Annotated in this window: 25 protein-coding genes and 2 pseudogenes; 11 read left to right on the forward strand and 16 right to left on the reverse strand. The window is 64.2% G+C overall.

Going from position 1 to position 21,254, the window contains the following annotated elements; translation table 11 throughout:
- Window positions 1-684 precede the first annotated feature (684 nt).
- Window positions 685-987 carry a hypothetical protein gene (locus tag ACFXN1_RS12035; protein ID WP_379445355.1) on the forward strand — a complete coding sequence of 101 codons (303 nt, stop codon included), beginning with the start codon at window positions 685-687 and terminating at the stop codon, window positions 985-987.
- On the opposite strand, the gene ACFXN1_RS12040 is transcribed toward ACFXN1_RS12035, so the two are convergent.
- The 3 genes and pseudogenes from ACFXN1_RS12040 to ACFXN1_RS12050 form a co-directional block, all read right to left on the reverse strand.
- Complete coding sequence (locus tag ACFXN1_RS12040; protein WP_379445356.1) at window positions 953-1,522, reverse strand: hypothetical protein; 570 nt, start codon at window positions 1,520-1,522, stop codon at window positions 953-955. The two genes, ACFXN1_RS12035 and ACFXN1_RS12040, sit on opposite strands and share 35 nt — an antisense overlap.
- A 301-nt stretch (window positions 1,523-1,823) precedes the next feature.
- Window positions 1,824-2,435, reverse strand: coding sequence for a lipocalin family protein (locus ACFXN1_RS12045; protein ID WP_379445357.1), 612 nt, complete (start codon window positions 2,433-2,435; stop codon window positions 1,824-1,826).
- A pseudogene (locus ACFXN1_RS12050) lies at window positions 2,435-2,683 on the reverse strand (MMPL family transporter); the annotation flags it as partial. The gene ACFXN1_RS12045 and the pseudogene ACFXN1_RS12050, both read right to left, overlap by 1 nt.
- A 744-nt stretch (window positions 2,684-3,427) precedes the next feature.
- Here ACFXN1_RS12050 and ACFXN1_RS12055 point away from each other — a divergent pair.
- Window positions 3,428-3,703, forward strand: a complete 276-nt coding sequence (locus ACFXN1_RS12055; protein WP_379445359.1) for a trypco2 family protein — start codon at window positions 3,428-3,430, stop codon at window positions 3,701-3,703.
- Window positions 3,704-3,999: 296 nt separating this feature from the next.
- On the opposite strand, the pseudogene ACFXN1_RS12060 reads toward ACFXN1_RS12055, so the two are convergent.
- Window positions 4,000-4,251: pseudogene (locus ACFXN1_RS12060) on the reverse strand (transposase); the annotation flags it as partial.
- Window positions 4,252-4,760: 509 nt separating this feature from the next.
- On the opposite strand from ACFXN1_RS12060, the gene ACFXN1_RS12065 reads away from it, so the two are divergent.
- Both ACFXN1_RS12065 and ACFXN1_RS12070 read left to right on the forward strand, forming a co-directional pair.
- The gene (locus ACFXN1_RS12065) at window positions 4,761-6,173 is read left to right on the forward strand and encodes a wax ester/triacylglycerol synthase family O-acyltransferase (RefSeq protein WP_379445360.1); all 1,413 of its coding nucleotides are present in this window, start codon (window positions 4,761-4,763) and stop codon (window positions 6,171-6,173) included.
- A gap of 20 nt (window positions 6,174-6,193) precedes the next feature.
- Window positions 6,194-6,850 carry a TetR/AcrR family transcriptional regulator gene (locus tag ACFXN1_RS12070; RefSeq protein ID WP_379445361.1) on the forward strand — a complete coding sequence of 219 codons (657 nt, stop codon included), beginning with the start codon at window positions 6,194-6,196 and terminating at the stop codon, window positions 6,848-6,850.
- Between the two features lie 369 nt (window positions 6,851-7,219).
- On the opposite strand, the gene ACFXN1_RS12075 is transcribed toward ACFXN1_RS12070, so the two are convergent.
- Complete coding sequence (locus ACFXN1_RS12075; RefSeq protein WP_379445363.1) at window positions 7,220-7,837, reverse strand: DUF4913 domain-containing protein; 618 nt, start codon at window positions 7,835-7,837, stop codon at window positions 7,220-7,222.
- A gap of 421 nt (window positions 7,838-8,258) precedes the next feature.
- Here ACFXN1_RS12075 and ACFXN1_RS12080 point away from each other — a divergent pair, with 421 nt between their 5' ends.
- Window positions 8,259-9,074, forward strand: a complete 816-nt coding sequence (locus ACFXN1_RS12080) for a class I SAM-dependent methyltransferase (RefSeq protein ID WP_379445364.1) — start codon at window positions 8,259-8,261, stop codon at window positions 9,072-9,074.
- 560 nt (window positions 9,075-9,634) lie between these two features.
- Here the strand turns inward: ACFXN1_RS12080 and ACFXN1_RS12085 are convergent.
- Together ACFXN1_RS12085 and ACFXN1_RS12090 are read right to left on the reverse strand one after the other, a co-directional pair.
- Window positions 9,635-11,239 carry an FAD-dependent monooxygenase gene (locus ACFXN1_RS12085; RefSeq protein WP_379445365.1) on the reverse strand — a complete coding sequence of 535 codons (1,605 nt, stop codon included), beginning with the start codon at window positions 11,237-11,239 and terminating at the stop codon, window positions 9,635-9,637.
- Window positions 11,240-11,433: 194 nt separating this feature from the next.
- On the reverse strand, window positions 11,434-11,682 hold the full coding sequence (locus ACFXN1_RS12090) for a hypothetical protein (protein WP_379445367.1): 249 nt from the start codon (window positions 11,680-11,682) through the stop codon (window positions 11,434-11,436).
- Window positions 11,683-11,726: 44 nt separating this feature from the next.
- Between ACFXN1_RS12090 and ACFXN1_RS12095 the strand changes: the two genes are divergently transcribed.
- The gene (locus ACFXN1_RS12095; protein WP_379463558.1) at window positions 11,727-12,188 is read left to right on the forward strand and encodes a hypothetical protein; all 462 of its coding nucleotides are present in this window, start codon (window positions 11,727-11,729) and stop codon (window positions 12,186-12,188) included.
- Window positions 12,189-12,451: 263 nt separating this feature from the next.
- Here the strand turns inward: ACFXN1_RS12095 and ACFXN1_RS12100 are convergent, their stop codons facing one another.
- From ACFXN1_RS12100 to ACFXN1_RS12130, 7 genes are all read right to left on the reverse strand, one after another.
- Window positions 12,452-13,093, reverse strand: coding sequence for a LysE family translocator (locus ACFXN1_RS12100; RefSeq protein ID WP_379446532.1), 642 nt, complete (start codon window positions 13,091-13,093; stop codon window positions 12,452-12,454).
- Window positions 13,090-14,370, reverse strand: coding sequence for a SidA/IucD/PvdA family monooxygenase (locus ACFXN1_RS12105; RefSeq protein ID WP_379463559.1), 1,281 nt, complete (start codon window positions 14,368-14,370; stop codon window positions 13,090-13,092). The genes ACFXN1_RS12100 and ACFXN1_RS12105 overlap by 4 nt, the downstream gene beginning before the upstream one ends.
- Window positions 14,371-14,393: 23 nt before the next feature.
- Window positions 14,394-14,528, reverse strand: a complete 135-nt coding sequence (locus ACFXN1_RS12110; protein WP_379446535.1) for a hypothetical protein — start codon at window positions 14,526-14,528, stop codon at window positions 14,394-14,396.
- Between the two features lie 452 nt (window positions 14,529-14,980).
- Window positions 14,981-15,205, reverse strand: a complete 225-nt coding sequence (locus ACFXN1_RS12115; protein WP_379446536.1) for a hypothetical protein — start codon at window positions 15,203-15,205, stop codon at window positions 14,981-14,983.
- A 196-nt stretch (window positions 15,206-15,401) separates the two neighbouring features.
- A complete protein-coding gene (locus ACFXN1_RS12120; protein WP_379463560.1) occupies window positions 15,402-15,626 on the reverse strand; it encodes a helix-turn-helix domain-containing protein in 225 nt (74 codons plus the stop codon).
- Between the two features lie 66 nt (window positions 15,627-15,692).
- Window positions 15,693-16,016 carry a hypothetical protein gene (locus tag ACFXN1_RS12125; RefSeq protein WP_379463561.1) on the reverse strand — a complete coding sequence of 108 codons (324 nt, stop codon included), beginning with the start codon at window positions 16,014-16,016 and terminating at the stop codon, window positions 15,693-15,695.
- Window positions 16,013-16,507 (reverse strand): Zn-ribbon domain-containing OB-fold protein, encoded by a 495-nt coding sequence (locus ACFXN1_RS12130; RefSeq protein WP_379446537.1) that lies wholly within the window; start codon window positions 16,505-16,507, stop codon window positions 16,013-16,015. The genes ACFXN1_RS12125 and ACFXN1_RS12130 overlap by 4 nt, the downstream gene beginning before the upstream one ends.
- Before the next feature lie 594 nt (window positions 16,508-17,101).
- Between ACFXN1_RS12130 and ACFXN1_RS12135 the strand changes: the two genes are divergently transcribed.
- Window positions 17,102-17,503: an Lsr2 family protein gene (locus tag ACFXN1_RS12135; protein WP_379463562.1), complete on the forward strand. Its 402-nt coding sequence runs from the start codon at window positions 17,102-17,104 to the stop codon at window positions 17,501-17,503.
- A gap of 440 nt (window positions 17,504-17,943) precedes the next feature.
- A complete protein-coding gene (locus ACFXN1_RS12140) occupies window positions 17,944-18,675 on the forward strand; it encodes an SDR family NAD(P)-dependent oxidoreductase (protein ID WP_379446640.1) in 732 nt (243 codons plus the stop codon).
- Window positions 18,676-19,076: 401 nt separating this feature from the next.
- On the opposite strand, the gene ACFXN1_RS12145 is transcribed toward ACFXN1_RS12140, so the two are convergent.
- Window positions 19,077-19,301: a hypothetical protein gene (locus ACFXN1_RS12145; protein WP_379404680.1), complete on the reverse strand. Its 225-nt coding sequence runs from the start codon at window positions 19,299-19,301 to the stop codon at window positions 19,077-19,079.
- Window positions 19,302-19,600: 299 nt separating this feature from the next.
- Here ACFXN1_RS12145 and ACFXN1_RS12150 point away from each other — a divergent pair, with 299 nt between their 5' ends.
- Both ACFXN1_RS12150 and ACFXN1_RS12155 read left to right on the forward strand, forming a co-directional pair.
- Window positions 19,601-20,062 carry a nitroreductase/quinone reductase family protein gene (locus ACFXN1_RS12150; protein ID WP_379446639.1) on the forward strand — a complete coding sequence of 154 codons (462 nt, stop codon included), beginning with the start codon at window positions 19,601-19,603 and terminating at the stop codon, window positions 20,060-20,062.
- A 53-nt stretch (window positions 20,063-20,115) separates the two neighbouring features.
- Window positions 20,116-20,547 (forward strand): PPOX class F420-dependent oxidoreductase, encoded by a 432-nt coding sequence (locus tag ACFXN1_RS12155; RefSeq protein WP_379446638.1) that lies wholly within the window; start codon window positions 20,116-20,118, stop codon window positions 20,545-20,547.
- Window positions 20,548-20,565: 18 nt separating this feature from the next.
- On the opposite strand, the gene ACFXN1_RS12160 is transcribed toward ACFXN1_RS12155, so the two are convergent.
- Complete coding sequence (locus tag ACFXN1_RS12160) at window positions 20,566-20,718, reverse strand: hypothetical protein (protein ID WP_379446641.1); 153 nt, start codon at window positions 20,716-20,718, stop codon at window positions 20,566-20,568.
- Window positions 20,719-20,831: 113 nt separating this feature from the next.
- Between ACFXN1_RS12160 and ACFXN1_RS12165 the strand changes: the two genes are divergently transcribed.
- The gene (locus ACFXN1_RS12165) at window positions 20,832-21,155 is read left to right on the forward strand and encodes an antibiotic biosynthesis monooxygenase family protein (protein ID WP_379446637.1); all 324 of its coding nucleotides are present in this window, start codon (window positions 20,832-20,834) and stop codon (window positions 21,153-21,155) included.
- Window positions 21,156-21,254 lie beyond the last annotated feature (99 nt).

Raw genomic sequence — 21,254 nt, forward strand, 5'->3', positions numbered from 1 at the left:
CTGCCGGGATTGCCTCGCAGCTGCATTTGGGCGTCGAACGGAGTCGACGCCAGCCGTGTGTCCACGGGCGCCAGCGGTGGCGGGTCCGGCACCACTGCACCGAGCTTGGAGACACGGAAACTCGCTGAACAGGTCCGCATAGCGGGTGCGACCGAGGACGATTTCCTCCTTACCGTTGCAGCCAGACGCCGTGTCAACGGGCACCGACGCGACCATCTAGGGGTGCGGCGGGCTGTACGCGCTGCAGTGAGGTCACGCCGAGCCGCCCGCCCCTCTAGCACAGCATGGGAGAGACGTCCAGGACGGCATCGCGTTCTGAGCGTGTCCCGCCCTCGCGTTGCGCGATACCCCGCTCGGGAACGCCGGATCGCCGTCATGCCAGCGGGTTCCCGAGCGTGTCGTTCAGCTCGAGGTCGCGCCGTGCCCGGATCGGAGGTCCGCCACGAGATCTCCTCCGCCGCAGGCCGATACGCAGCACCGTAGAAAAAGCAATCGAATTTGATCATTGAATCTGCGGGCGGAATGAAGATCAAATAGCGTCACCTCGGCAAAATGTTCCGTTAGCTCATTATTAACTGTGATCATTCACACAATAATAGGAGTGGATCTTCAGATTTCTTCTTATAACATTTTGTTATGCGCCGTGATGGCGTCGTTATCTGTCTGGGAAAGGAAGCTCCATACGTGTTCTCTCGCAAGATTGTTGCCGCCGCCACCCTCTCTGCCGCCGCCCTGTTCCTCGGCCCGGTCGCGGTAGCCTCCGCTGCCGGCTCCCCCGCCACCACCGGCCTGGGCGCGGGTTCGGCTGACGCCGGCTCGTCCTCGGGTTCGGCCGGCTCGTCCTCGGGTTCGGCCGGCTCGTCCTCCGGTTCCGCCATGCTCGACTCCGGCAGCTCGGCACTCGACGGCGGCACCCACGCCATCGTCAACATCCTCGATGCGATCAACGGTGTCAGCAACCTGGGCAAGTCCAAGCCCGCCTCCTGATTCGGGATGCGAGACTGAAGGGGAAGAAGTAGCTGCCGGGATTGCCCGGCAGCTGCATTAGGGCGTCGAACGGAGTCGACGCCAGCCGTGTGTCCACGGGCGCCAGCGGTGGCGGGTCCGGCACCACCGCACCGAGCTCGGCCCACGGAAACCCGCTGAACAGTTCCGCATAGTGGGTGTGATCGGGGGCGATTTCCTCGCCCTCGTCGAACCATTTCAGGACGACGCGCTTTTCGCGGCGTGCGTCGCTGACCTGGGCTTTGTGGTGGATGATGTCGTTCCGGAGTAGCCGAAGGTCGCCGAAGTAGCCGATCTTGACATCCTGCGAATCGTCCTTGCCGAGTAGCGGTGCCAGCGCGCGGTTGAACCATCGGTAGTATTCGCCGTCAGGCCCGAATTGCTTTGTCTGGTTCTCGATCTGGACCGTTGCCAGTGTCGGCCTTGTGACCAGCTCCATGCCCTGAACGGGGTCGGCGAGCTCGAAATACAGCGGCCGGTTGCGGCTCACTGAATACGACTGCCGGATCTTCGTCAACGCGAACAGCGCGCCTCCAGCCGGAGACTACCGCGCCATCATCACATGCCGCCGAAGCGACTCGAAGAGTTCCTCGGCGATAGCTTGAGATTCACTCAAACCCCTCATCATCCGTGCCCACACCGACATTGAGGCCGCTATCAGGCCGCAGTTGATCAATCAGCGCGGCGTTTTTGAGAGGCGTGGGTCTTCCAGGTGCTTCCGGCGGCGGCCCAGATTGGGGTGACCTGTCTGCGGTACACGGACCCGGGCCTGTCGTATGGGCCACCCACGCCGACCCTCGAAGCGCGCTGTCGGTACGTCAGTCCACGCACAATGGCGTGAAATGGTCCAGTCCGCCCGTAGTCGGGGTTGTCAGATACCAGCAGGTGTTCTCCCCCGCCGCCGTGATCGCGGCGCTGACATCGTGCCACTGGGCGGGGTCCAGCATTGTGGTGCGTGACAGGACGAATCCCGACACACGGTTCGGATCGGTCACCAGCGCCCACGAGTAGTCGTCGCCGAGGGCGGTGATGATGTAGTTGGTCGGGCCGTACAGTGCGTCCTGGGTCGGCACGCCGGGGAAACTGACGTGCAGCTGCGCGTCCGTCACAGGATCGGTGACCGTGGCCGTGCCGCGGATCTCGTTCACGCTGCCGGACCAGGTCGTGCACGAGTTGTGCACCGACACATCGCCATATGCGTCCAGTGCATAGTCCGCACGCGTGTCCCTGGCACAGATGAGGTTGAAATACTGTGGTATCGCGGCCAATTGGTACCAGGTGCCGAGATACCGGCCCAAATCAAGTCCGGCGACCGGTGCCGGTGGATCGGCGTGCGCAGACGCCGAGGGACCGATTCCGGCGACCGGGATCGAGAAGGCCACGGCCACACCGATAGCCGACGAAAGCCGGCGCAGTCGGTTCGAATTCATCATGCCTGTCCTTCCTGGCGGTGTACTCGTCCGTCGATCTCGAATGATTCGATCAATGCACGGTCGCCGAGAACGGCGAACACACCGGGGACCACGAGCGTGCGCACAACGAAGGTGTAGAGCAGGATACCGATGCCGGCCACGATACCCAGCTGAGTGAGCGTGATCAGCCGCAACACCCCAGGTACGCAGAACACCGCCGCCAGCACCACCCCAGCACTGGTGATCACCGGGCCGGCCGACGCGACGGTCCGTCTGAAGAACAAAGGGCCAGAACATCTTTCGGCCACATGATGTCAGCGCAGGCGGTAGAGCCAAGTGCACGAACATCAACGCCACCACCAGCCCGGCGGCAGCGAACGCGCCGGGGCTGTGAGTGCGAGACGAGCCGTCCTGCGAGGCAAACCACAGGTCCCCTCCCCTCGAACAAGCCTTGACCGCCATAACCGGCGAACCCCACGCTCTTACCCCGAGACGGCCGCCGCCCAGCGGTGCCGAAAGCCGATTCCCCCTCTCGGGACAACACCCGCACAGTGTGACGGCATGAACCCCGATCTGCGGCAGATCCGTCAGGAACACAGGACTGAAGTAACGGCGGCCCCAAACCCCGGACGGTTCAACCTCCTGACTCACCCCCAATCACCTGGGATTTGTTGCGACCCCTCGCGGGGCGTTGGTGACTCGGCAGCGGCTGAAGTGCTGAAGTGTGTCAGTGAAGTTGCGACCCCTCACAGGGGGCGATGGTGACTCTTCGCGGGATTCGAGATCAACCGCCTGGCAAAGCTGTTGCGACCGCTCTCGGCCGTGATCGCGACCACGAGCACGGCCTGTAGGGAGCGCAACGCACTCTGCTCTGTCCAGTTCTCGGGGGTAGTGGCGCAACCGACCGGGATCCGGCGCGTCTCGAGGCACGTCGGGGCAACGGTCCAATATTCTTGCGTTCGACCCTGGAACTGGCTCGAGAAGAACCGTCAAGCGAGAGGCAGCGCGGCATGACCATTCCAGCCGATGGCGCGATCGAACTTTCCGACATGATCCGCTATCTCAAGTCCGAGCTGACCGCGGCCCAAGCAGACTCGGGTGACGGATTCAAGCTGACGCTCGACGAATGCGCCATCGAACTGAACATCGCAGTGAAAGACGAAGGCAAGGCGGGCATCAAGGCGTACGTCGTCACCATCGGCGGCGGGATCTCCTCAGCGCAGACGCATAAGGTCCGCGCGAAGTTCAAGCCCGCCGTCGCGGGCGATCTGGAGGCTCATCTTTGAGGCCACGACAACCGGTAGCACCCATCCCGGCGGCGGTGGTAACAACGCGACCGGGCACGCGCGTATCGAGCCATACCCGGGCTATCGCGCGGCCCCGAGCCTTCCCGCGCGCTCAGCGCAGCCCCACAGGCTCACCACCCAGTGCTCGGAATGCGAAAACGACTGCGCCCCAACCGAGCACTGCAGCTATGAGGAGTGTCGGATTAACGGCTCTGGCTCACTTCCGTTGGTGGCCTCGAGTTTTAGGCCAGGAGTAGGCGGTGTCGGAGTAGGCGAAATCCGGCTCGGCCACACATTTACCTCTTGATCAGCTTGGTCTTGGTGTTGACACCCTCAATCGGACCATTGCTATAGGGCAGGGTGAAGCCGGCGATCACGGCGCCGTGGTCTTGGTCCAACCCGCACAGGAACGGGTCGAGTTCGGGTACTCCTGCCTCGCGGACCTTTTTCATCCAGGCATCGAGATCGCTGCCGCGGCGCTCGGTCATGAGCTGAGCGGACTCGTGGACCAGGCGGGCCAGGCGGGTCATCTCCGGGCATGCAGCTGTAGCACAACGGCGACGGCGAGCATCGAGCCGCAACTGCATAGAACCAGTGGCGGCCGGGCGGCACGCCCCCATCGAGGATTAGGTCTGGTATATACGCGGCCGTAGAACACGCGGAGCCATCCATATTCGAGTGCCGTCAGCCTAGCGGCGGCGCGTTTCCAGCGAGCCCCTCGTTCCGACTACTCGCCGGTAGCCCAACGATGGCCGCACTCCGTGTACGACCTTGCGGACCAGAGTTCTTGGACGTGCGATCAGTGTTTAGTGTTCGCACACAATTAACGAGACGTAACGGTCGATCAAGACCGTAACGTGCCGGCTGACACTACACTCGCGTTCACCCCTCCAGATCGAGGGTTTCACCGTTCGAGCCTGTGAGCGCCAGCACGGTGTCGCGCTCCGTGCCGTGATGCACGGAATCATCAGACGTCCGGGATCGACGCTGTGAGCTGTTGGCATGTCTCTACCCGCCAGTGGCCGCGTCGGGCACCGACACGACCCGGGAGGAATCCGTGGTCCACCAGCACACCCGCACCGCCAGCTCGACCGCACGCGCCATCGGCCATGTGAGACAGCTCGGTTCGCTCGATCTGCACCTGCTCGATACCGAAACGTCCACTACGCCACTGCATATTGGTGCGATCACGCTGCTCGACTCCGCGTCGGCGCCGAATGGACCGCTCGATTCCGAAGCACTGCGACGGCTTTTCGCAGAGCGGCTGCCCCTCGTCGCGCCGCTACGCCGCCGGGTGCGCACAGTCCCGTTCGGATTGGACCTGCCCTACTGGGAGGACTGTGCGGAGATCGACCTGAAATACCACGTCCGCGACATCCGGCTGCCCGACGGCGCCGATGATCGAGAACTCGCCGACTACGTCGCGCGCCGCCATGGTCAGCCGCTCGACAGGTCGCGTCCGTTGTGGGAATGCCACCTCGTGTCCGGACTCTCGGGCGGGCGGCAGGCCGTGTACACGAAGGTGCACCACGCGGTGATCGACGGCGTATCCGCCGCCGAGATCATGGCCGCAATATTTGATATCTGCGAAACACCCTCCGCCACACTGCCGTCGACTCGGGAGGTACGTCGCGGCCGGACACCGTCGACGGTCGAAATGCTCGCGCGCAGCCTCCCGAACGCGCTCACTCGACCGGCAACCCGATTCCGCGCCGCCGTGCGCGCCGTGCCGACGCTGCTGCGTTCCGCCGATGATCTACGCACCAAGCACCCCGACGTACCGTTCAACGGTCCCCTCACCAGCGCCCGCAGCGTCGCATACACATCGCTGCCCCTCGATGAGGTGAAAACTATCAAGAACAGCATTGATGGGACGGTCAACGATGTCGTGATGGCCTTGTGCACCACCGCGTTGCGCAGCTGGATGCGCGACCGCGGCTTCGCCACGGACCGACCGCTGCTGGCCGCCATTCCCGTATCAGTGCGCACGCCCGAGCAGTTCGGTACCGCGGGAAACCAGTTCTCACTCATGCTCACCACTTTGCCGATCTCCGAGACCGACCCTGGTCATCGAGTGAAACTCTTGCGGGACAATCTGCTTGTCGCCAAGCAGCGATTCCGCACCCAGTCATCGCACCTGCTCCACGAAGTCACCACACTGGCGACACCACTGCTGCACGGCATGCCCACCCGAGCCGTGATGCGGGCGGCTGCGTCCACTCTCCCTCTGGTCAACCTGCTCGTCTCGAACGTGCCCGGGCCACAGATACCGTTGTACCTCGCGGGAATTCGCGTGCTCTCGAGCCATCCCGTCTCGGTGCTCACCGAGCTGTCGGGCTGCCTGAACATCACTGTCATGTCCTACGACGGACACCTCGACTTCGGAATTCTCGCCTGCCCCGACACCGTTCCCGACGTCTGGGAAATCGCTCGCAATCTCGAGGACGCACTGGCCGAACTCCAAGCCTGACCGACCAAACGGAGCAGGAAATGACCGCCGAACCCATCGAATACGAACCGCCGATACCGTCGCGGCAGTCCGCCAAATTCGTCGTACGTGCCAGGCGTGCGCTGCGGCGACGGCGCGCCTTGACAGCAGCGACCGAGGTCTTCGTCGCACGCGGCTTTCACGCGGCCACGATGGATGAGATCGCGCATCGTGCGGGCTGGAGCAAACCGATTCTGTACAAGGAATTTTCGGGGAAGCTGGAGCTTTATCTGGCGGTGTTGCAGCACCATATCGACGCATTGACCGACGGGGTGCAGCGGGCACTACGCTCGACCACCGCGAATCGGGACCGGGTCCGCGCCGCGATCCAGGCCTACTTCGACTTCGTCGACCACGAGCCGCAAGGGTTTCGGCTGGTCTTCGATTCCAACGTACCGAGCGAGCCCTCGATACGATGGCGAATCGGACGCGCAACAGACGACTGCGTGACAGCCGTCTCCACTGCCGTCGCACACGATTCCGGATTGAGCCCGAACCGATCTCGCATGCTCGCCGCCGGGCTGGTCGGCGCCAGCCAATTCGCCGCACAGTACTGGCTCGACACCGGCCGTGCCGTCCCGAAGGCCGACGCCATCGCGGCGGTGATCACCCTGTGCTGGGGCGGATTGTCGTCTGTACCGTTGCAGTCGACCGCGTAGCTCCGCGCCGGCAAAGCGCTATGCCGCGGGCACGACGATCTCGCCGTGCGAGCGCGCACTCGCGCGCCGCAGAAACCGAAAAGCCTCACCCCATAACCACTCTGGACACGACCATGTCTGAATCACCCGACACCCCGGCACCGACGACACACGAACGTGCCGAGCAATCACAGACCGGCACCGAACCGAAGACCGACAGCGGCACCGATGACAGGGGGCCGGAGGGGCTACGCGTCGTGGCCGAGATGGTGCGCAGCGGACACATCCAGGACGCAACAACCGCACTCGGCGCCCTGACACGGGAGGCAACCGACGAACAAATCCAAACCCCGGACCTCATCGCGACCACCCTCTACCGCACCAGCTTCCCTATTGCCAAGGCCCGATTACGTTGGGCTGCCGAGAGATTTCCACAGCTCTGGCAGTCCCGTCCTCGGCGACCCGGGCCGCTTCGAAGACCGCGTGCAGGGCGGCGAAGCGCACTGCTACGCCGTGGTGTGCCCACCATTGGCGACACCAGGTGTACTGGCCCTCACGATGATTCGCGGCCACACGCACGGCGGTGACCGGCAGTAGCCACTGGTTCACGAAGTCCGAGTAGTGGATGAACCGTGGGGGTTTGGTTTTGTGGTCACCGGCGGAGCCGTTCGAATTCGGTGGTCGACACGCAGTCCCGAACCATCCCGGGGGCATCAGGTCAGCGGAAAATGATTGCAGCACAGCATGTTTGGATGGCGTGCAGCGATGCAGGGGCCCGTTGGCGGCATCGAGGATGACTCTCACGTGTGCGTCGACGTGGCTCAGCAGGAACGTGGAGATTGCGCCGCCGGACTGGCTGCGCCGCGATACTTCGAATGCGCTGTGCAAGTGAGCGATTCGTGCCGCGACCGGTCGGTGTCGCCACCATTGCGTGCACCAGCTGTACATTTGTTCCCACCCGACACCTCCACGACGAAACGGCGCCAGGCACCCGTGCGCGCGGCGCACGGCACAGCCGCGAACAAGCGGGCTGCATGGATCCGACTTCGAGCATGTGCTGGATAACGCATGAGCGCATTCCGCCGGAACATCGATCCGGTACTACCTGGACATCGCCGCCCCTACGGCTGAATCCCGGCAGGGCTCAGCAGCGACTCGGCCTTGTCTACTGGGCCCTCTTCCCTTCTTCCGCCGCCGATAGGCGGCCCGCCAATGCCGCCTACTGCAACAGCTCGGAGTCGGAGTTCCCGGTCAAGGCGGATGTTTCGAAGGTTCGCTGACATAGCCGGCTCGACTCGCGTGAGTCAAGCTAGGCGCGGCGGCGGGCGTCAGATCGACCACATTGTCGACTGTGGCGATGGTGTCGGTGCGGTCGGTGACGGCGATGATGGTGGTTTCGTCAGCCAGAAACGTGAGTAGCGTCGCTAGTGTGCAAGATAGCGAACTGGTCGGAGTGCAGAAGACCGTCAACCCCGTCCTCAGGGCCAAAGCACTCGACAACCGGCTGCGGGACCCGATCCTCGGCGACAAATACGCCGAGCAGGCGATGCGCCGCCTCGAGCCCGACTACGACAACCGCAGATTCGGCACCAGCCAGATGGGTCTCGCCGCCGTGGTGCGCGCCAAGGCGCATGACGACTGGGCCCGAAGCTACCTTGCCGATCACCCCGATGCGGTGGTGCTGCACCTGGGCTGCGGCCTCGACGCCCGCGTATACCGGATCGACCCGCCCGCCACCGTCGACTGGTACGACCTGGACTACCCCGCCGTAATCGAATTGCGGCAACAATTCCTGCCGCGGCGCGAGCACTACACCCTGATCGGCTCCAGCGTCACCGACATGACCTGGCTGGAACGTATCCCCCGCGGCCGGCCGGTGCTGATGATCGCCGAGGGACTGGTGCCCTACCTGACAGAGACCGACATCCGGCGACTACTGACCACCGTCGTCGATGCCTTCCCCACCGGCCAAATACAGTTCGACACGGTGGCAGCCTGGGCGTGGCGCACCTCGAAATGGCTCCCCACGCTGCGCAAATACGACACCCAGTTCCACAGCGGCTTCAACGATCCGGCCGCGCTGGCCGATTGGCACCCACGGCTCGAATTCGTCGACGAGGCGCCGATGAACGACTCACCGGTGCTGATGGCCAAGGCGCCCGCGAACGTACGCCGCATGTTCCGCCTGTTGAACCTGCTGCCGGGCATGAAACGATCCACCCGCATCGTGCGGTTCCGGTTCTGAAGAGCGGTCGCCTTCTTCGGTGTTGCCGGTGTCCGGGCCCTGATCGCGGCCCGGGATCTCGCCGACCGGTGGCGCTGCGTGCCCTCAACCCGGGCAGCCGTACGGCCACAACAGGGTTGACCAGCCGGGCCCGATCCGCGGGAGCAACCAACACCAACAGCGGCAGCGGATCCGGCCAGAAAGAACAACAGCCGCAATCCCTACCTATCCCCAATTCCAGATCGCGCCTTCCCAGATCGAACTCCCGCCGGCCCAGACTGATCCGGCCGCGGCACCGTAGCCAAGCGTGGCCGGGGCTCTGTCCCCGGCTGTGAGAACCGGATCCTCGACTGGATCGCCGACAATGTCGGCGGCCGATCCGGATCCGCCCACACCAGTCCGCCGGGGTGGCCACGCCGAAGGCGTCGGCCGTCTGCAGGCACTGCATCAAGCGCAGCTCATCGAAGTTGCGACCGGTGCTCAGCGGATAGTAGATGACGGCACGCATGAGATCCGGGTTCAAAGCGTTGGTCAGCGCATGTACCGAATTTGTTGGATTTTCGACGAGTCCGCGACCCCTATCAGGTGTCGCGGGCCAGGATAGCGGTGAGGGTCGCTGTCAGGGCCGAGGTGGGGTCGGCAGGAAGGGCGTCGGTACGCCAGGCGACGATGCCGTCGGGGCGGGCGAGCAGGACTCCGTCAGCGGGCAGACCCGTTGCCGCCCACCACTTTCCGTCCGGATCGCGCAGGTCTGCGTCAGGGCCGAGGCGGTAGGCGGCCACGCGCACGCCCGTGGCGGCCGCCGCTTCGGGTGCGGCGGTGATCCACGGCCTGCCCTCCGGGCCGGTCAGCAGCACGAATCGGCCGTCGAAGAGGTCCAGGGGCGAGATGGACTCGCCGTTGCGCGCCAATCGGCCGTGCGGGATGCGGGTGCCCGGGGTGCCGATGAGGTCCTCCGGTCCGTTCAGGAGTTCGAGGCCGTCCGGCGCGGGGTCTCCGGACAGGACGGCGCGGGAGCGATAGCGGTTGCCGATGGTCAACGAGAACATCGACACGCGCTCCTCGGCGGGGAGCAGGGCGTCGTCCTCGCCCCCGGTGATCAGGGTGGCGGCCGGGCCGACCAGCGACTGTCGGGAGATCAGATCGGCGATCGGACGACGCTCTACCTCGTAGGTATCCAGGAGCGCATCGCCCGCCTGCCCGTGCAGGACCGCGGCCAGTTTCCAGGCCAGGTTGTGCATGCCCGCGATGGCGGTGTTCACACCCATGCCCAGTTTCGGCGGCATGGTGTGTGCCGCATCCCCGGCCAGGAACACCCGCCCGACGCGGAACCGCTCGGCCACTTGCTGGGCCGGACGCCAGTGCGCGATCTCGACCACCTCGACCGGAAAGTCCGGCACGCCAATGCCGTCGAGGATCAATTCTCGGCAATGTTCGGGCGTGTACTCCTGCTCGAAATCCTGTTGGATCAGAAACATGCCGCGATCGGGGTCTGTGATCAGGAAGAACCCTCGAACGCCCGGTCGGTCGATGAGCACGGCGTCGGATTCGTAGCCGCGAACCAGGTCGGCCCAGGCGGCACGGAAGTAGACGAAGATGTAGTACTCCTCGAGCACACCCTCCCCCACCACGGGCACGCCAAGTTGCTCGCGCACGTGGCTGCGTGCGCCGTCCGCGGCCACCAGGTAGTCGGCCCTCAGCACCGTTTGCGCTCCGGTGGCGCGATTGCTCACCATGGCGGTGACGCCCGCCGAATCCTGCGTGAACGACACGAGTTCGAGCCCGTAGCGGATATCGCACCCGCGTTCGCGGCCCGCCGCACCCAGCAGCGGCTCGGTCACGCTTTGCGGGCAGTACCAGAGCATAGGCTCGGGACTGAGCGCCTCGGGATGGTCGGTGATCCGCAGGGCGTCCTCGACGGACGGGAAGTCCTGATGCCCGGACGCGGCCAAGCTGTCCTTGCGGAAAATGCGGGACACGTGCGTGCCTGCCGCCAGAACCTCTTTCTCCAGCCCGAGGCCCCGAAAGATCTCCAGCGTACGGAAATTGAGATTGCGCGCCCGGGGGAACCAGGACGCATCAACCCGCCGCTCGACCAGTACCGAGGACACGCCGTGCTGCTCGAGCAGCAGCGACAGCGACAGACCGGCCCCACCGGCACCGACGATCAGAACTGAAGTGTTCACCTCATCTGTCATGAAAATGCGGCTCTCGCAAGCAAATTGAACCCTTCACCTACGGTACATCCGCCCCTGCCCAGGGGTGCCGGACTGGCGGTCGCGCAAAAACAACGAAGTTCGATAGCCGGTGGCCAGTAGTGCCGGTCGGTTCCGATGACCACAGACCTCGCCGCCGACGTCTAGCACACAGTTGTGGGTTCTCAGCGGTCTGCCCGGATCGAAAGGGTCAGGCCCTTGGTCGTGACGTTCGGCAGTTGGCTCATCTCCGCGAAGGCCCGTTGATCGTGGGCCGGCACGACAATCAGGTCGGGGATGCGCTGCATGATCGAAACCATGCGGAGGATGTTCTGCCGGTTGCCCTCGGCATCGAAGTCGCCCAGCCGCCTGATCGGCAAAGGACGCTCCACGCGGCGGGTGAGTCCCTCGCGCTGCCACACCAGATCTCCCACCAGGGCATAACGCACCTGATTCGGCAGCAGAACTCGGAAATAACTTGACCAGCGGCTATCCGAACTTCGTTGTTTTGCACCCGGAACCTCGCAAGGACTCCCGAACATCGGGGTCCCGGACTCGCGCGAAAAACAACGACAGCGGCTTGACCAGCACCGATGCGGACGCGCAGGCTGAGTGCATGCGGGCCCGCGACGTCGTGGTCGGGCAAACCTATGCGGTGCTGATTCCACACCGGATTTCGCCGGGGCGCCGTCTCGACCGTGATCAACCCGGCACGCCGGCGTCGGCGTGGTGGTGGATGACCGGTACTCGTTTCCGGCTCACCGTCACCGAAGTGGACTCGACCAGCAGTCCGGCCATGGTGGAGGGGCGACCGATCACCGAAGGCAAGAGCATCGAGGTCGTGCTGACCGACGAGCAGGTCACTGCACTCACCGCGCTGGGCCTGCCCGGTGGCGAATATCCACCCAACTGCCATCAGAACAACCAGACCGCTCCGTAGATCGCTAAGAGCTACTTCTCGCACGGATGTCCCTTACAGGCCGCGGCGCCAGCGCTCTCAGTGACACAGCGTCTACGCCCTCCGTTGCGATCTGTTCGGCTGCCAATCGCAACGTTTCCGAGCGCAGTTCACCGTGGTGGTACGCGTCTTACTCACATCTCGACGATCACGCACAAGCCAGATATCGGCAAGATCTGGTCGACCACCCTGCAGCCGCCAGCGGCCCGACTCCTCGCCCCGGCCGCATGACCATCGAGTGCTGCTCAGGCGACCCCGACCAGCAGTGCGACTGCCAGTCCGGTGAACGCCGTGGTACAGGCCGCGTCCATCACCTTGGTGAACCGGACAGAGTTCATCATTCGGCCGAGCCGTCCGGCGCCGACCACGATGATTCCCTCCCAGATCACCGCGAGCGAGATGAAAATGACCGACAGCACCAACAGTTGGACGGAAACGCTACCGGCGTTCCCGAGGAACTGCGGGAAGAACGCGACGAAGAAGATCAGCACCTTCGGGTTCGTCACGTTGGCCAGCAGCCCCTGCAGGAATGGGGATGACAGCCGCTGGGCGCCCGCTTCTTGCTCGTCACTCGTCTCCGCTGGGCCATTCGACGGGCGGAGTACCGCACGAAGGCTCGACACCGCGAGATACAGCAGATAAGCGGCGCCGACCAGTTTGAGCGCTGTGAGCGCCCCAGGAACCCTGGAGATGATCAAACCGATCCCGGAAATCATCATCGCTGCCTGAATCACGTTTCCCAGATGAATGCCGGCGAGGGCTCGCAGACCTGCCGCGACCCCTTCGGATACCGAAACACGCAGCAGCAGAAAGACATCCGATCCCGGAACCAGGATGATGATCAACGAGGTGACCGCGAAGGATACGAGCGGGACCGGATCGATCACAGGGCACCGACTCGGACGAGGGCCGCGCGACGGCCTGGTGCGGCGCCGACACCAACCATGACACGATCCGCCAGGCGCCCCAGCGAGCTGAGATTGGGGAAGCCGGGCCCTTGCCGCAGCGCGGACAGATTGGGTACGAAAACCTTCGACGAGAATCCGGTGATCGCCAGGTCGTACCCGATGGAGGCTTCGACGGCGGACTCGCTGAAAGCCCCGCCGACACTGGCCGCCAGATCGGCAACCAGCGAATCGCTCAGAAGCGGGCCGAACCACAGCGGGTCACCACCGCGCGCGTCGATCACGTAGTCCGCCTCGAGGTAGCTGACCCCGGCATTCGTGGCATCGTGAACCTCGGCGACAACACCGGACCGCGTGGACTCGACTGATTGCACCCGGCCCTGGACGTGTCGATGAATCCCGTGCGATGAGATCATGTTCTGCACATCCTGCGAGAACACGGCGCGATCGGTCCGCCGGATGAACTCCCGCCGTTGATCGACGCTGAACTCAGCCCATCGGATCGGCTCGCTGTAGAGCTGGTTCTCGAGGTAGGACTCGCCACGGGAGTAGATCGTCTCGGTCGGCGAGATCACGACTATATCGGCGGGCCGAGACTTCTCCACCAGGCACTTGGTGATCGAGGCCGCGGTCTCGCCCGAACCGACGATGATGACTCGCTTTCCGAAGAACCGTTCGTCCTTGGACTTCGTCGCCCAGAAATCGTGCACGAGCAAGCAGGCAGGCGACAGCGGAGCCCGGCTGCGCCCGAAACCCGTGAACATGATCGCGTCACCGCGGACGACTCCCGAATTGGCCAGAAGGACTTCGAATTCTCCACGGTCGCGACGCCGATCGATCGAAGTCGCCGCACTGTACACGATATCCGCGTGGATCTGGGCGACCGCCCATTGGAGATAGTCGGCCCATTCCTCGTGGATCGGCGCGGGGGATCCGCGATCGGTCCACTTCGAATATTGACCGGTCTTCGCCAGATATGATCCCCAGCTGACCTTGAACATTTCGGCGGTGACGGGATGATCGGCCGGATACTCATCGGTGCCGTATGGAAATCCGAGATCCTTGAACGGGCTGGTGCCGAGCGACTGGCACCCGTCGGTCCATCCCCCGTCCCGTCGCCAATTGTTGGCAACGGCACCCGCCTCAACGATCGTCACGTCCGGGGCATGCATGCCCACCTGCCGCAGCGCATAAGCCTTCGCTGCGACGGCAACCCCTTTCGGGCCAGCACCTATGACGACCAGTCTGTCAACCGGCATAGCACCGCTCCAGTTCTCCTGTTTCACCAAACACCAACTTCACAATTCGATTTATCGACGCGCCGCGACAGGCTCGCCCCGGCCGGATCCTCGATCACATCACCCAGCCGCACTTCATAAGGGGCCACCGATTCGGTACGCATCAGGACGTCTGGCACACCCGATCCCGACTTTCAGTAACGAATAAACGACCTCCGAACGCCAGCATTCCGAGTCCGGCGCGGCTGAACATGATTGCCACAGTATCCGAGGGCAGTGCATAGTTCGCTACTCAATTTTCGTGGACGTCGTATCGGAAGCTGTTTTCCCGCAATAGTTTTCCGGTGTTCACGAGTAGTTTACTGGCGGATCCCAGACCGGCTGCCAGGTCTTGATGCGTGTTGCCCGGTAGGGGCGGCGCAAGTCCGGAAGTGAACTCGACGCGGCCGAAGTAAAAGCATGTTGAACCGCAAGAAAATAGGTCAAATGACCAGGTGTTTGGCATTGCGTTTCGTTCGGTCCGCCCGGATGAACCGGACTGTGGACCGTTCGAATGCCGTGCAATCCTTGGGTGCAGTGCGGTTCATCTGAGGATATCCATCGAGGGATGGCCCGGGGCCACCGTTGGTGGTTATCGAAGGGGAAACCGAAATGGCAACTGTGACACGAATGCGGCCGGTTGGTCGTCGGCCTCGACCGCTGCTATCCAGCGCTCGAGATCTCGTTCGCGCAGTTCACACAGAATCGTCGCAAAGGCGCGGACATGGCCGACGAGCGTGGCCAACGCCGGGCTCGGGGCCAGAATCGCATCGAGCCGCTGCTGATCGGTGGAGTCGATCGTGGTGGGGTTGCTCATGATCCAAGCGACCACTCGCCGAGGCGAGGGAGGGCGGCGAGGTGGCTCGCGGACGGGCGCTGTGGTGCGGAACGGGTGCAGATAGGCGCGCAGGATCTTGTCGCTGCCGCGGTAACCGCGGGCGGTGATCTCTCCGAACAACACGGCCGCGGTGGTGCAGCCCTCACCGAACAGTTGGTGCAGGTAGGGCTCGAATTCATCGAGCAGGCTGGGTCGGCGTCCGGTGCCGTTTGTTGACCAGGAGCTCCTCGACGATGGCGGCATGAACGAAGCGGCGCACCGTTCCTCGGGCGAGCCCGAGCCTCCTGCCGATACTGCGCAGGCTTTCGCCCTCGGCAAGCAATGCGTGAATATCGTTGTAGCGCTTTCTGGTTCGCACTGCCGTCCGGTCGGTGCGCTGTTGCGGCGATGGTGGGGCCATCGGAGCAACCGGGCACGCATCATCGTGACGGGGCTCTTCGCCACCATCGGCGTCGATACTGACCGGTCAGGGTCGGACTTCTTGTACGGCGGCTTCGGCTCGTGCCTCGAGGATCGCGAGGAGGACCATGCGGCACACGGCCATGCCCGACAGGTGTCCGGGGAGCGTCAGCACGGTGTGTGCCTCGGCTCGCCGGCATTCCTGGACGAGATCGACGAACGCCGGCGGCAGTGTCGCGTTCTGTGGCGCCGACTCGTGGAATACGGTGCCCAGCGCATACCCGAGTGATCTGGCGGCGGCCCGCAGTATGTCGTCGCTGGACTTCGGGTCGCGGTCACGCAGCAGATCGTCGCGCACGTATCCGTAGGCAAGAGGTAATAAAGCAGTCATCGAAGCACCCGGCTTGTCACCGAGGTCGCAGCCGCCTCCGGCCGGTTCCCAGTCGCAACGGTGTCGCGGGACACACGCCAGGACGGTGGCTGCCGTGGATCGGCGTCGACTGTGAAGACCGGAAACCTGTTCTGGCGGGGCCTCGGCTGGAAGTGCACACGCACCGGCCCGGTCCAGATCAGCGGGACTTCACCGTCGATGCAGGTGTAGACCCACGGGCCCTCGTCGAGTTCGACGATGGCGATCGTCAACGGCGTCACCTCGCCGTGCGGAAAACTCATGCGACGCACCGCCCGCCACGACACGATCGAACCAGCACCCGACGAGGGCACCCACTCGAGATCCTCGGACGCGCAAACAGAACACGCGGTGGTCAGCGGCGCGAAGACCTTGTCGCAGGCCACGCAACGCCGGATCATCAACATGTCTTCGGCACAACGGGCGCTGTCGTCGCTGACACCGTCTGGGGGCTGGGCATTCGATGGGAACATGAAAGCCTCCGCGCAATGGTGCTGGTGGATTTCGTGTCAGCATCGCCTGTCCGGGCGACTCCCACGAGGGTCGAATGGCCGGGGGCATACCTGTTTTTCCGAGCGGGCCTTCGTCGGCGCGTGCGTAACAACAGGTCAGTCCGCCAATCGCCGTACGGGGCTGCTGGACGCAGTCCTCGACATCGTCGGCACACAGTGGCTGGCCGCACTCACGGTGCGCGGGGTGTGCGAGCAGGCGAAGATGGGACCGCGCTGCTTCTACGAGTCCTTCACAGACCTGGCCGAGGCTCTGCTTGGACGAGGTGCAGGGCGCGGCGCTGCTCATCGAGCAGACCCGCGCGCTGCTCGATATTCGGGAGGGCGACGACACGGTGCTGAGCCCTGGCCCGGTTGACCACCGGCGGTGAGGTGGAGCTGATTCTGACTGGACGGCGGGCTGAAGGTGAAGCGACCGGTACTGATCGGAATCGTCGCGGATTATGTTGTGGCAATGGTGGATCGGCTGCCCGGATTGACCGAGCAGCTGAACTGGGGGCAGTTCCGGCGCGTGCCGGGATGACCAGCGGGCGCTGATCAGCGGTCGGGCGTCCGACCATGGTGATCGCTTCAACTACTATTCTGTATCACTACATCGGTGCAACTGGAAAGGCTGCTTTCATGGCACGCAAAGTCGTCGTCGAGCTGGTGGACGATTATGACGGTAAGTCCGCCGCCGAGGAGACAGTGTTCTTTGCTGTCGATGGTGTTGCCTACGAGATCGACCTGTCCAAGCTGAACGCGGCCAACATGCGTGGGATGTTCGAGGAGTGGACCCCGCATGCCCGCAAGATGGGGCGAGCACCGAAAGCGACGACCACGAGCAAACCTCGACCCACCGCTGATCGCGAGCAGACCCAGGCCATTCGCAACTGGGCACGGAAGAACGGCTTCGAGGTCTCCAACCGCGGTCGGGTGTCGGCTGAGATCCTGGACGCATACAACAAGGCCGGCAAGTAACGATCGGGACCTGCCTGCTCGTTAGTGTTCCGCCGGCAGGTCCCCGAATCGGCACTCGCCCAAAGAAGCAGACCGCAATGTCCTCGGCTGGCTGGCCGCCGGAATCGCCCGCGCGGTCACCGGTAAGGGCATGAGCGAGCTGTACCGCACCGAACTCGCCGAACCCCTGGGCACCGACGGCCTCCACCTCGGCACCCCACCATCATCAGCGAACACCACCGTCGCCGCCTCGCACGGATCACACGTCCCGTCCGGCATCCCCGGCGCCGCCCACGTCCTGCGGATCGCCCGACGAATCCCCCTCCGTCCGAGCCATCTACACCCACGGCACGATGCGGAGAGCGGAACGTCAGGTCGGTTTCCCGCCGGTGCTACGAGGTCCTTGCCGCCATCCTCGGAGGGAAGGTCTTTCGAGACAAGACATCCGGAGAGGAATAGGTGTGGCGGACATTGCGGTGGTGACGGGCTCGACTCGTGGCATCGGGTTCGAGACGGCACTGGCATTGGGATTGTCGGGGTACACGGTCGTCGTGACGGGACGGTCGGAGCAGGCGGCGGCCGCCGCGGCGCGGCGGCTTGGTGAGCAGGGTGTCAACGCGCAGGGGCAGGAGCTCGATGTCGCCTCGTTCGAATCGGTGCAGCGCCTCGCCGACATCATTGCGCGCGACCATGGGCGGTTGGATGTGCTGGTGAACAATGCGGGCATCGCTGCCGAATGGGATGCGCCCAGTCGCAGCCAGTATGCGCATCCGGAGTCGGTGAGGCGGACGCTTGAGACCAATGTGATCGGGGTGTTCCATACGGTGGAGGCATTGCTGCCGTTGCTTCGGCGCAGTGACTCGGGCCGGATCGTCAATGTGTCGTCGTTCGTGGGATCGCTGACCCTCCAGGCGCGAGCCGATCCGGCCGATATGGTGGTGCCCGCCTATCAAGCCTCCAAGGCGGCACTCAACAGCCTGACCATCACGTTGTCGAAGGTTCTCGCGGACACGAACATCAGGGTGTTCTCCGTCGATCCGGGATTCGTGCAGACCGACTTCTCACCCATCAACCGTGCGCAGGCGCCGCTCACCGCCGCGCAAGGCGCCGAGCCCGTGGTCGAGGCCGCGATGCTGAAGGTCGATGCCACTTCTGGCTCGTTCATCGGCCGCGACGGCGTGGTGCCCTGGTAGGCCCGCACCGTATCGATCAGGACCGGTGACATCCAGGCCGCAGTGGTGGCGCCTCTGCGATAGCGAGAGATCTGCGACCTTGCGTGCCTGGGCACTCGCGATTCGTGCCTCCACGCGGTATTCGGGCTGCTCCGGTACAGGATCTCAGTACCGTGCGGTGCGGGTGAGCTGGTCGTGGAGCGTGACGGGGGATCCAGTTGGGGATATCTCGCCGCATTCTCACGTCGGATCATCCGGCCGGGGTCACTAGTGCACGACTCCGGAAACCGCGCCCCGCTTCGCCAACTCGAACGGTGCATCGTGCTCGGCGGCCGGGTGGATCGGCGCGCAAACTCTACTGATCCACCCACCCTGAGGAACAATCGGACCGTCCCGGTAGCTGTCGACGCTTCCCACGCGGGCTAGGAGTCGTTGGTCAGCTCCTTGTAGCGCAGGAACTCCACGAAGGAAACCTGCCCATCCGCCCAGATGCGGTCTTGCTGAATCTGGCGCCCAAGGACCTCCCGCACTTCCCGGTCCTGGGCCATACCCCACTGGATGGCTTCATCGAAGGTGATGAAACCGTCCTTGTCCGTATCGATCTCGTCGAACTCCCGCCGGGTGGCGATGAACTGCAGCTGGTCCATACCCGTCTCCTCTGCCGGTTGGTTCAGCGACGCCTTCGTTCGTCATCGATCCAGCGCACAAGCGTACGCGGAAAGTTAGCTGGGACGTCCGGATTCGCGGGGAACCGAAACGAACCGAACCACCGGGCTCGACGCCTGGTCTCAACGAACGGGCCGAGGATCGCACGGTTGAGTTCGCACGATTGTGTCGCAGCGCTTCGTGCACGCCATGGCTGGTTAGAGTCGTTCGCTATGAAATGGAATCGGCGTAAGCGGGTGGCCATGGACGGTGCTACGAACCCCACCATTGAGAGACCGCGATGACTTTCGACACCCCCAACGGCACCACCGGCGCCCGCCAGCCCACGGCCGGACCCCTGATGCGATGGCTGAACCGCTTCGCCGGCAAACGAATCCGCAAGGGCGGCAACTTCTTCGGCGGCATGAACGCTCTCGTGCTGACCACCGTCGGCCGCAAAACCGGCACCGAACGCCGCACCCCCGTGGGCTGGTTCCCTGGCGAGGACGGCAGCTGGCTCATCGTCGCCTCCGCCGCCGGCGCACCGAAGAACCCTGCCTGGTACTACAACATCGCCGCCCACCCCGACAAGATCCGCATCGAACTGGCCGGGCGCACCCACGACGTCACCGCCGAACAGCTCCACGGCGCGGACCGTGACCGCGCCTGGCAGCAGATCACCACCGCCGCACCACGATTCGCCGAATACCAGCGCAAAACCGACCGGCAACTGCCCGTCATCCGCCTCACAACCCGGCACTGACACGCCAGGACCGGCACACCCGCCGATCCACATCCTCGAGGAGTGATCCCGCCATGGTTTTCACCGACGCCGAGCTGCACTACTTGGCCAGCCAGCCCCTCGGACGGCTCGCCACCTCCCAACCCGACGGCACCTTGCAGGTCAGCCCTGTCGGATTCCGCTACAACCCCCGCACCGGCACCATCGACATCGCCGGACACAACATGGCCGCCAGCCGAAAATTCCGCAATGTCGCCGACAACGGGCGCGTCGCCTTCGTCGTCGACGACCTGGCCTCGGTCACCCCCTGGCGGCCCCGGATGCTCGAAATCCGCGGCCACGCCGAAGCCCTCACCACTCCGACCGACTCCGCCTACGGCGACCCCAGCGGCGGCTTCGACGGCGCGATCATCCGCATCCACCCGCACCGGCTCATCAGCTTCGCCGTCAACGACCCCACCGGTGACGTTCAACGCCTGAAAATCCACACCCGCGACGTCGGCTGACCCCGATCCGAATGTGGGTCAGAACAGGGTGTCGCGCACCCGCGGCGGCCGGTAACCGGTCGGTCCGAGCTGAGCGAGCTCGGCGTCGATATCGACCTCGATCGCGCCGAAGAAGTTGATGTTCTCGCTGTGCGCGGGCGAGATGTGGGCACGAAACCAGACCTCCGGCACACCGACCAACCGGCCGGGCTGTGAGTACGAAAACCGGCTCCTGAGTTCGCCGTAGAGTGACGAACGCGACCGCTGACCTGCGGAAAAAGCGCCGCCCGTCGAAGGAGAAATCCATGTCACCAACGACGATCAGCCCGCACCCCCCACATGTCACGCTGATCAACGTGTTCACCGTGGTCCCCGAGCATCAGCGTGAACTTGTCGACTTGCTGATTGAAGCGACGGAGCAGGTCATCCAGCATGTACCCGGCTTTATCTCGGCGAACATTCACGCCAGCACCGACGGCACGCGGGTGGTCAACTACGCCCAGTGGGAAAGCGCCGAGGCATTACAAGCGATGCTGGCCGATCCCGCCGCCCAGAGGCACACCAGCGCTGCCGCTGCGATCGCCTCGTATGATCCGCATCTGTACACCGTCGAATCCGTCCACCATTAGCGGGACTGGGAACAACGGTGTAACTCCGAATCAAGGAGTGGCACATGAACTCTGATGCGATGACTGTGGTCGTGGCTGATACTGACGCGGTGGCCAGGC

The sequence above is a fragment of the Nocardia sp. NPDC059154 genome, from assembly GCF_042755705.1.
In the GTDB taxonomy this organism is placed as follows: domain Bacteria; phylum Actinomycetota; class Actinomycetes; order Mycobacteriales; family Mycobacteriaceae; genus Nocardia.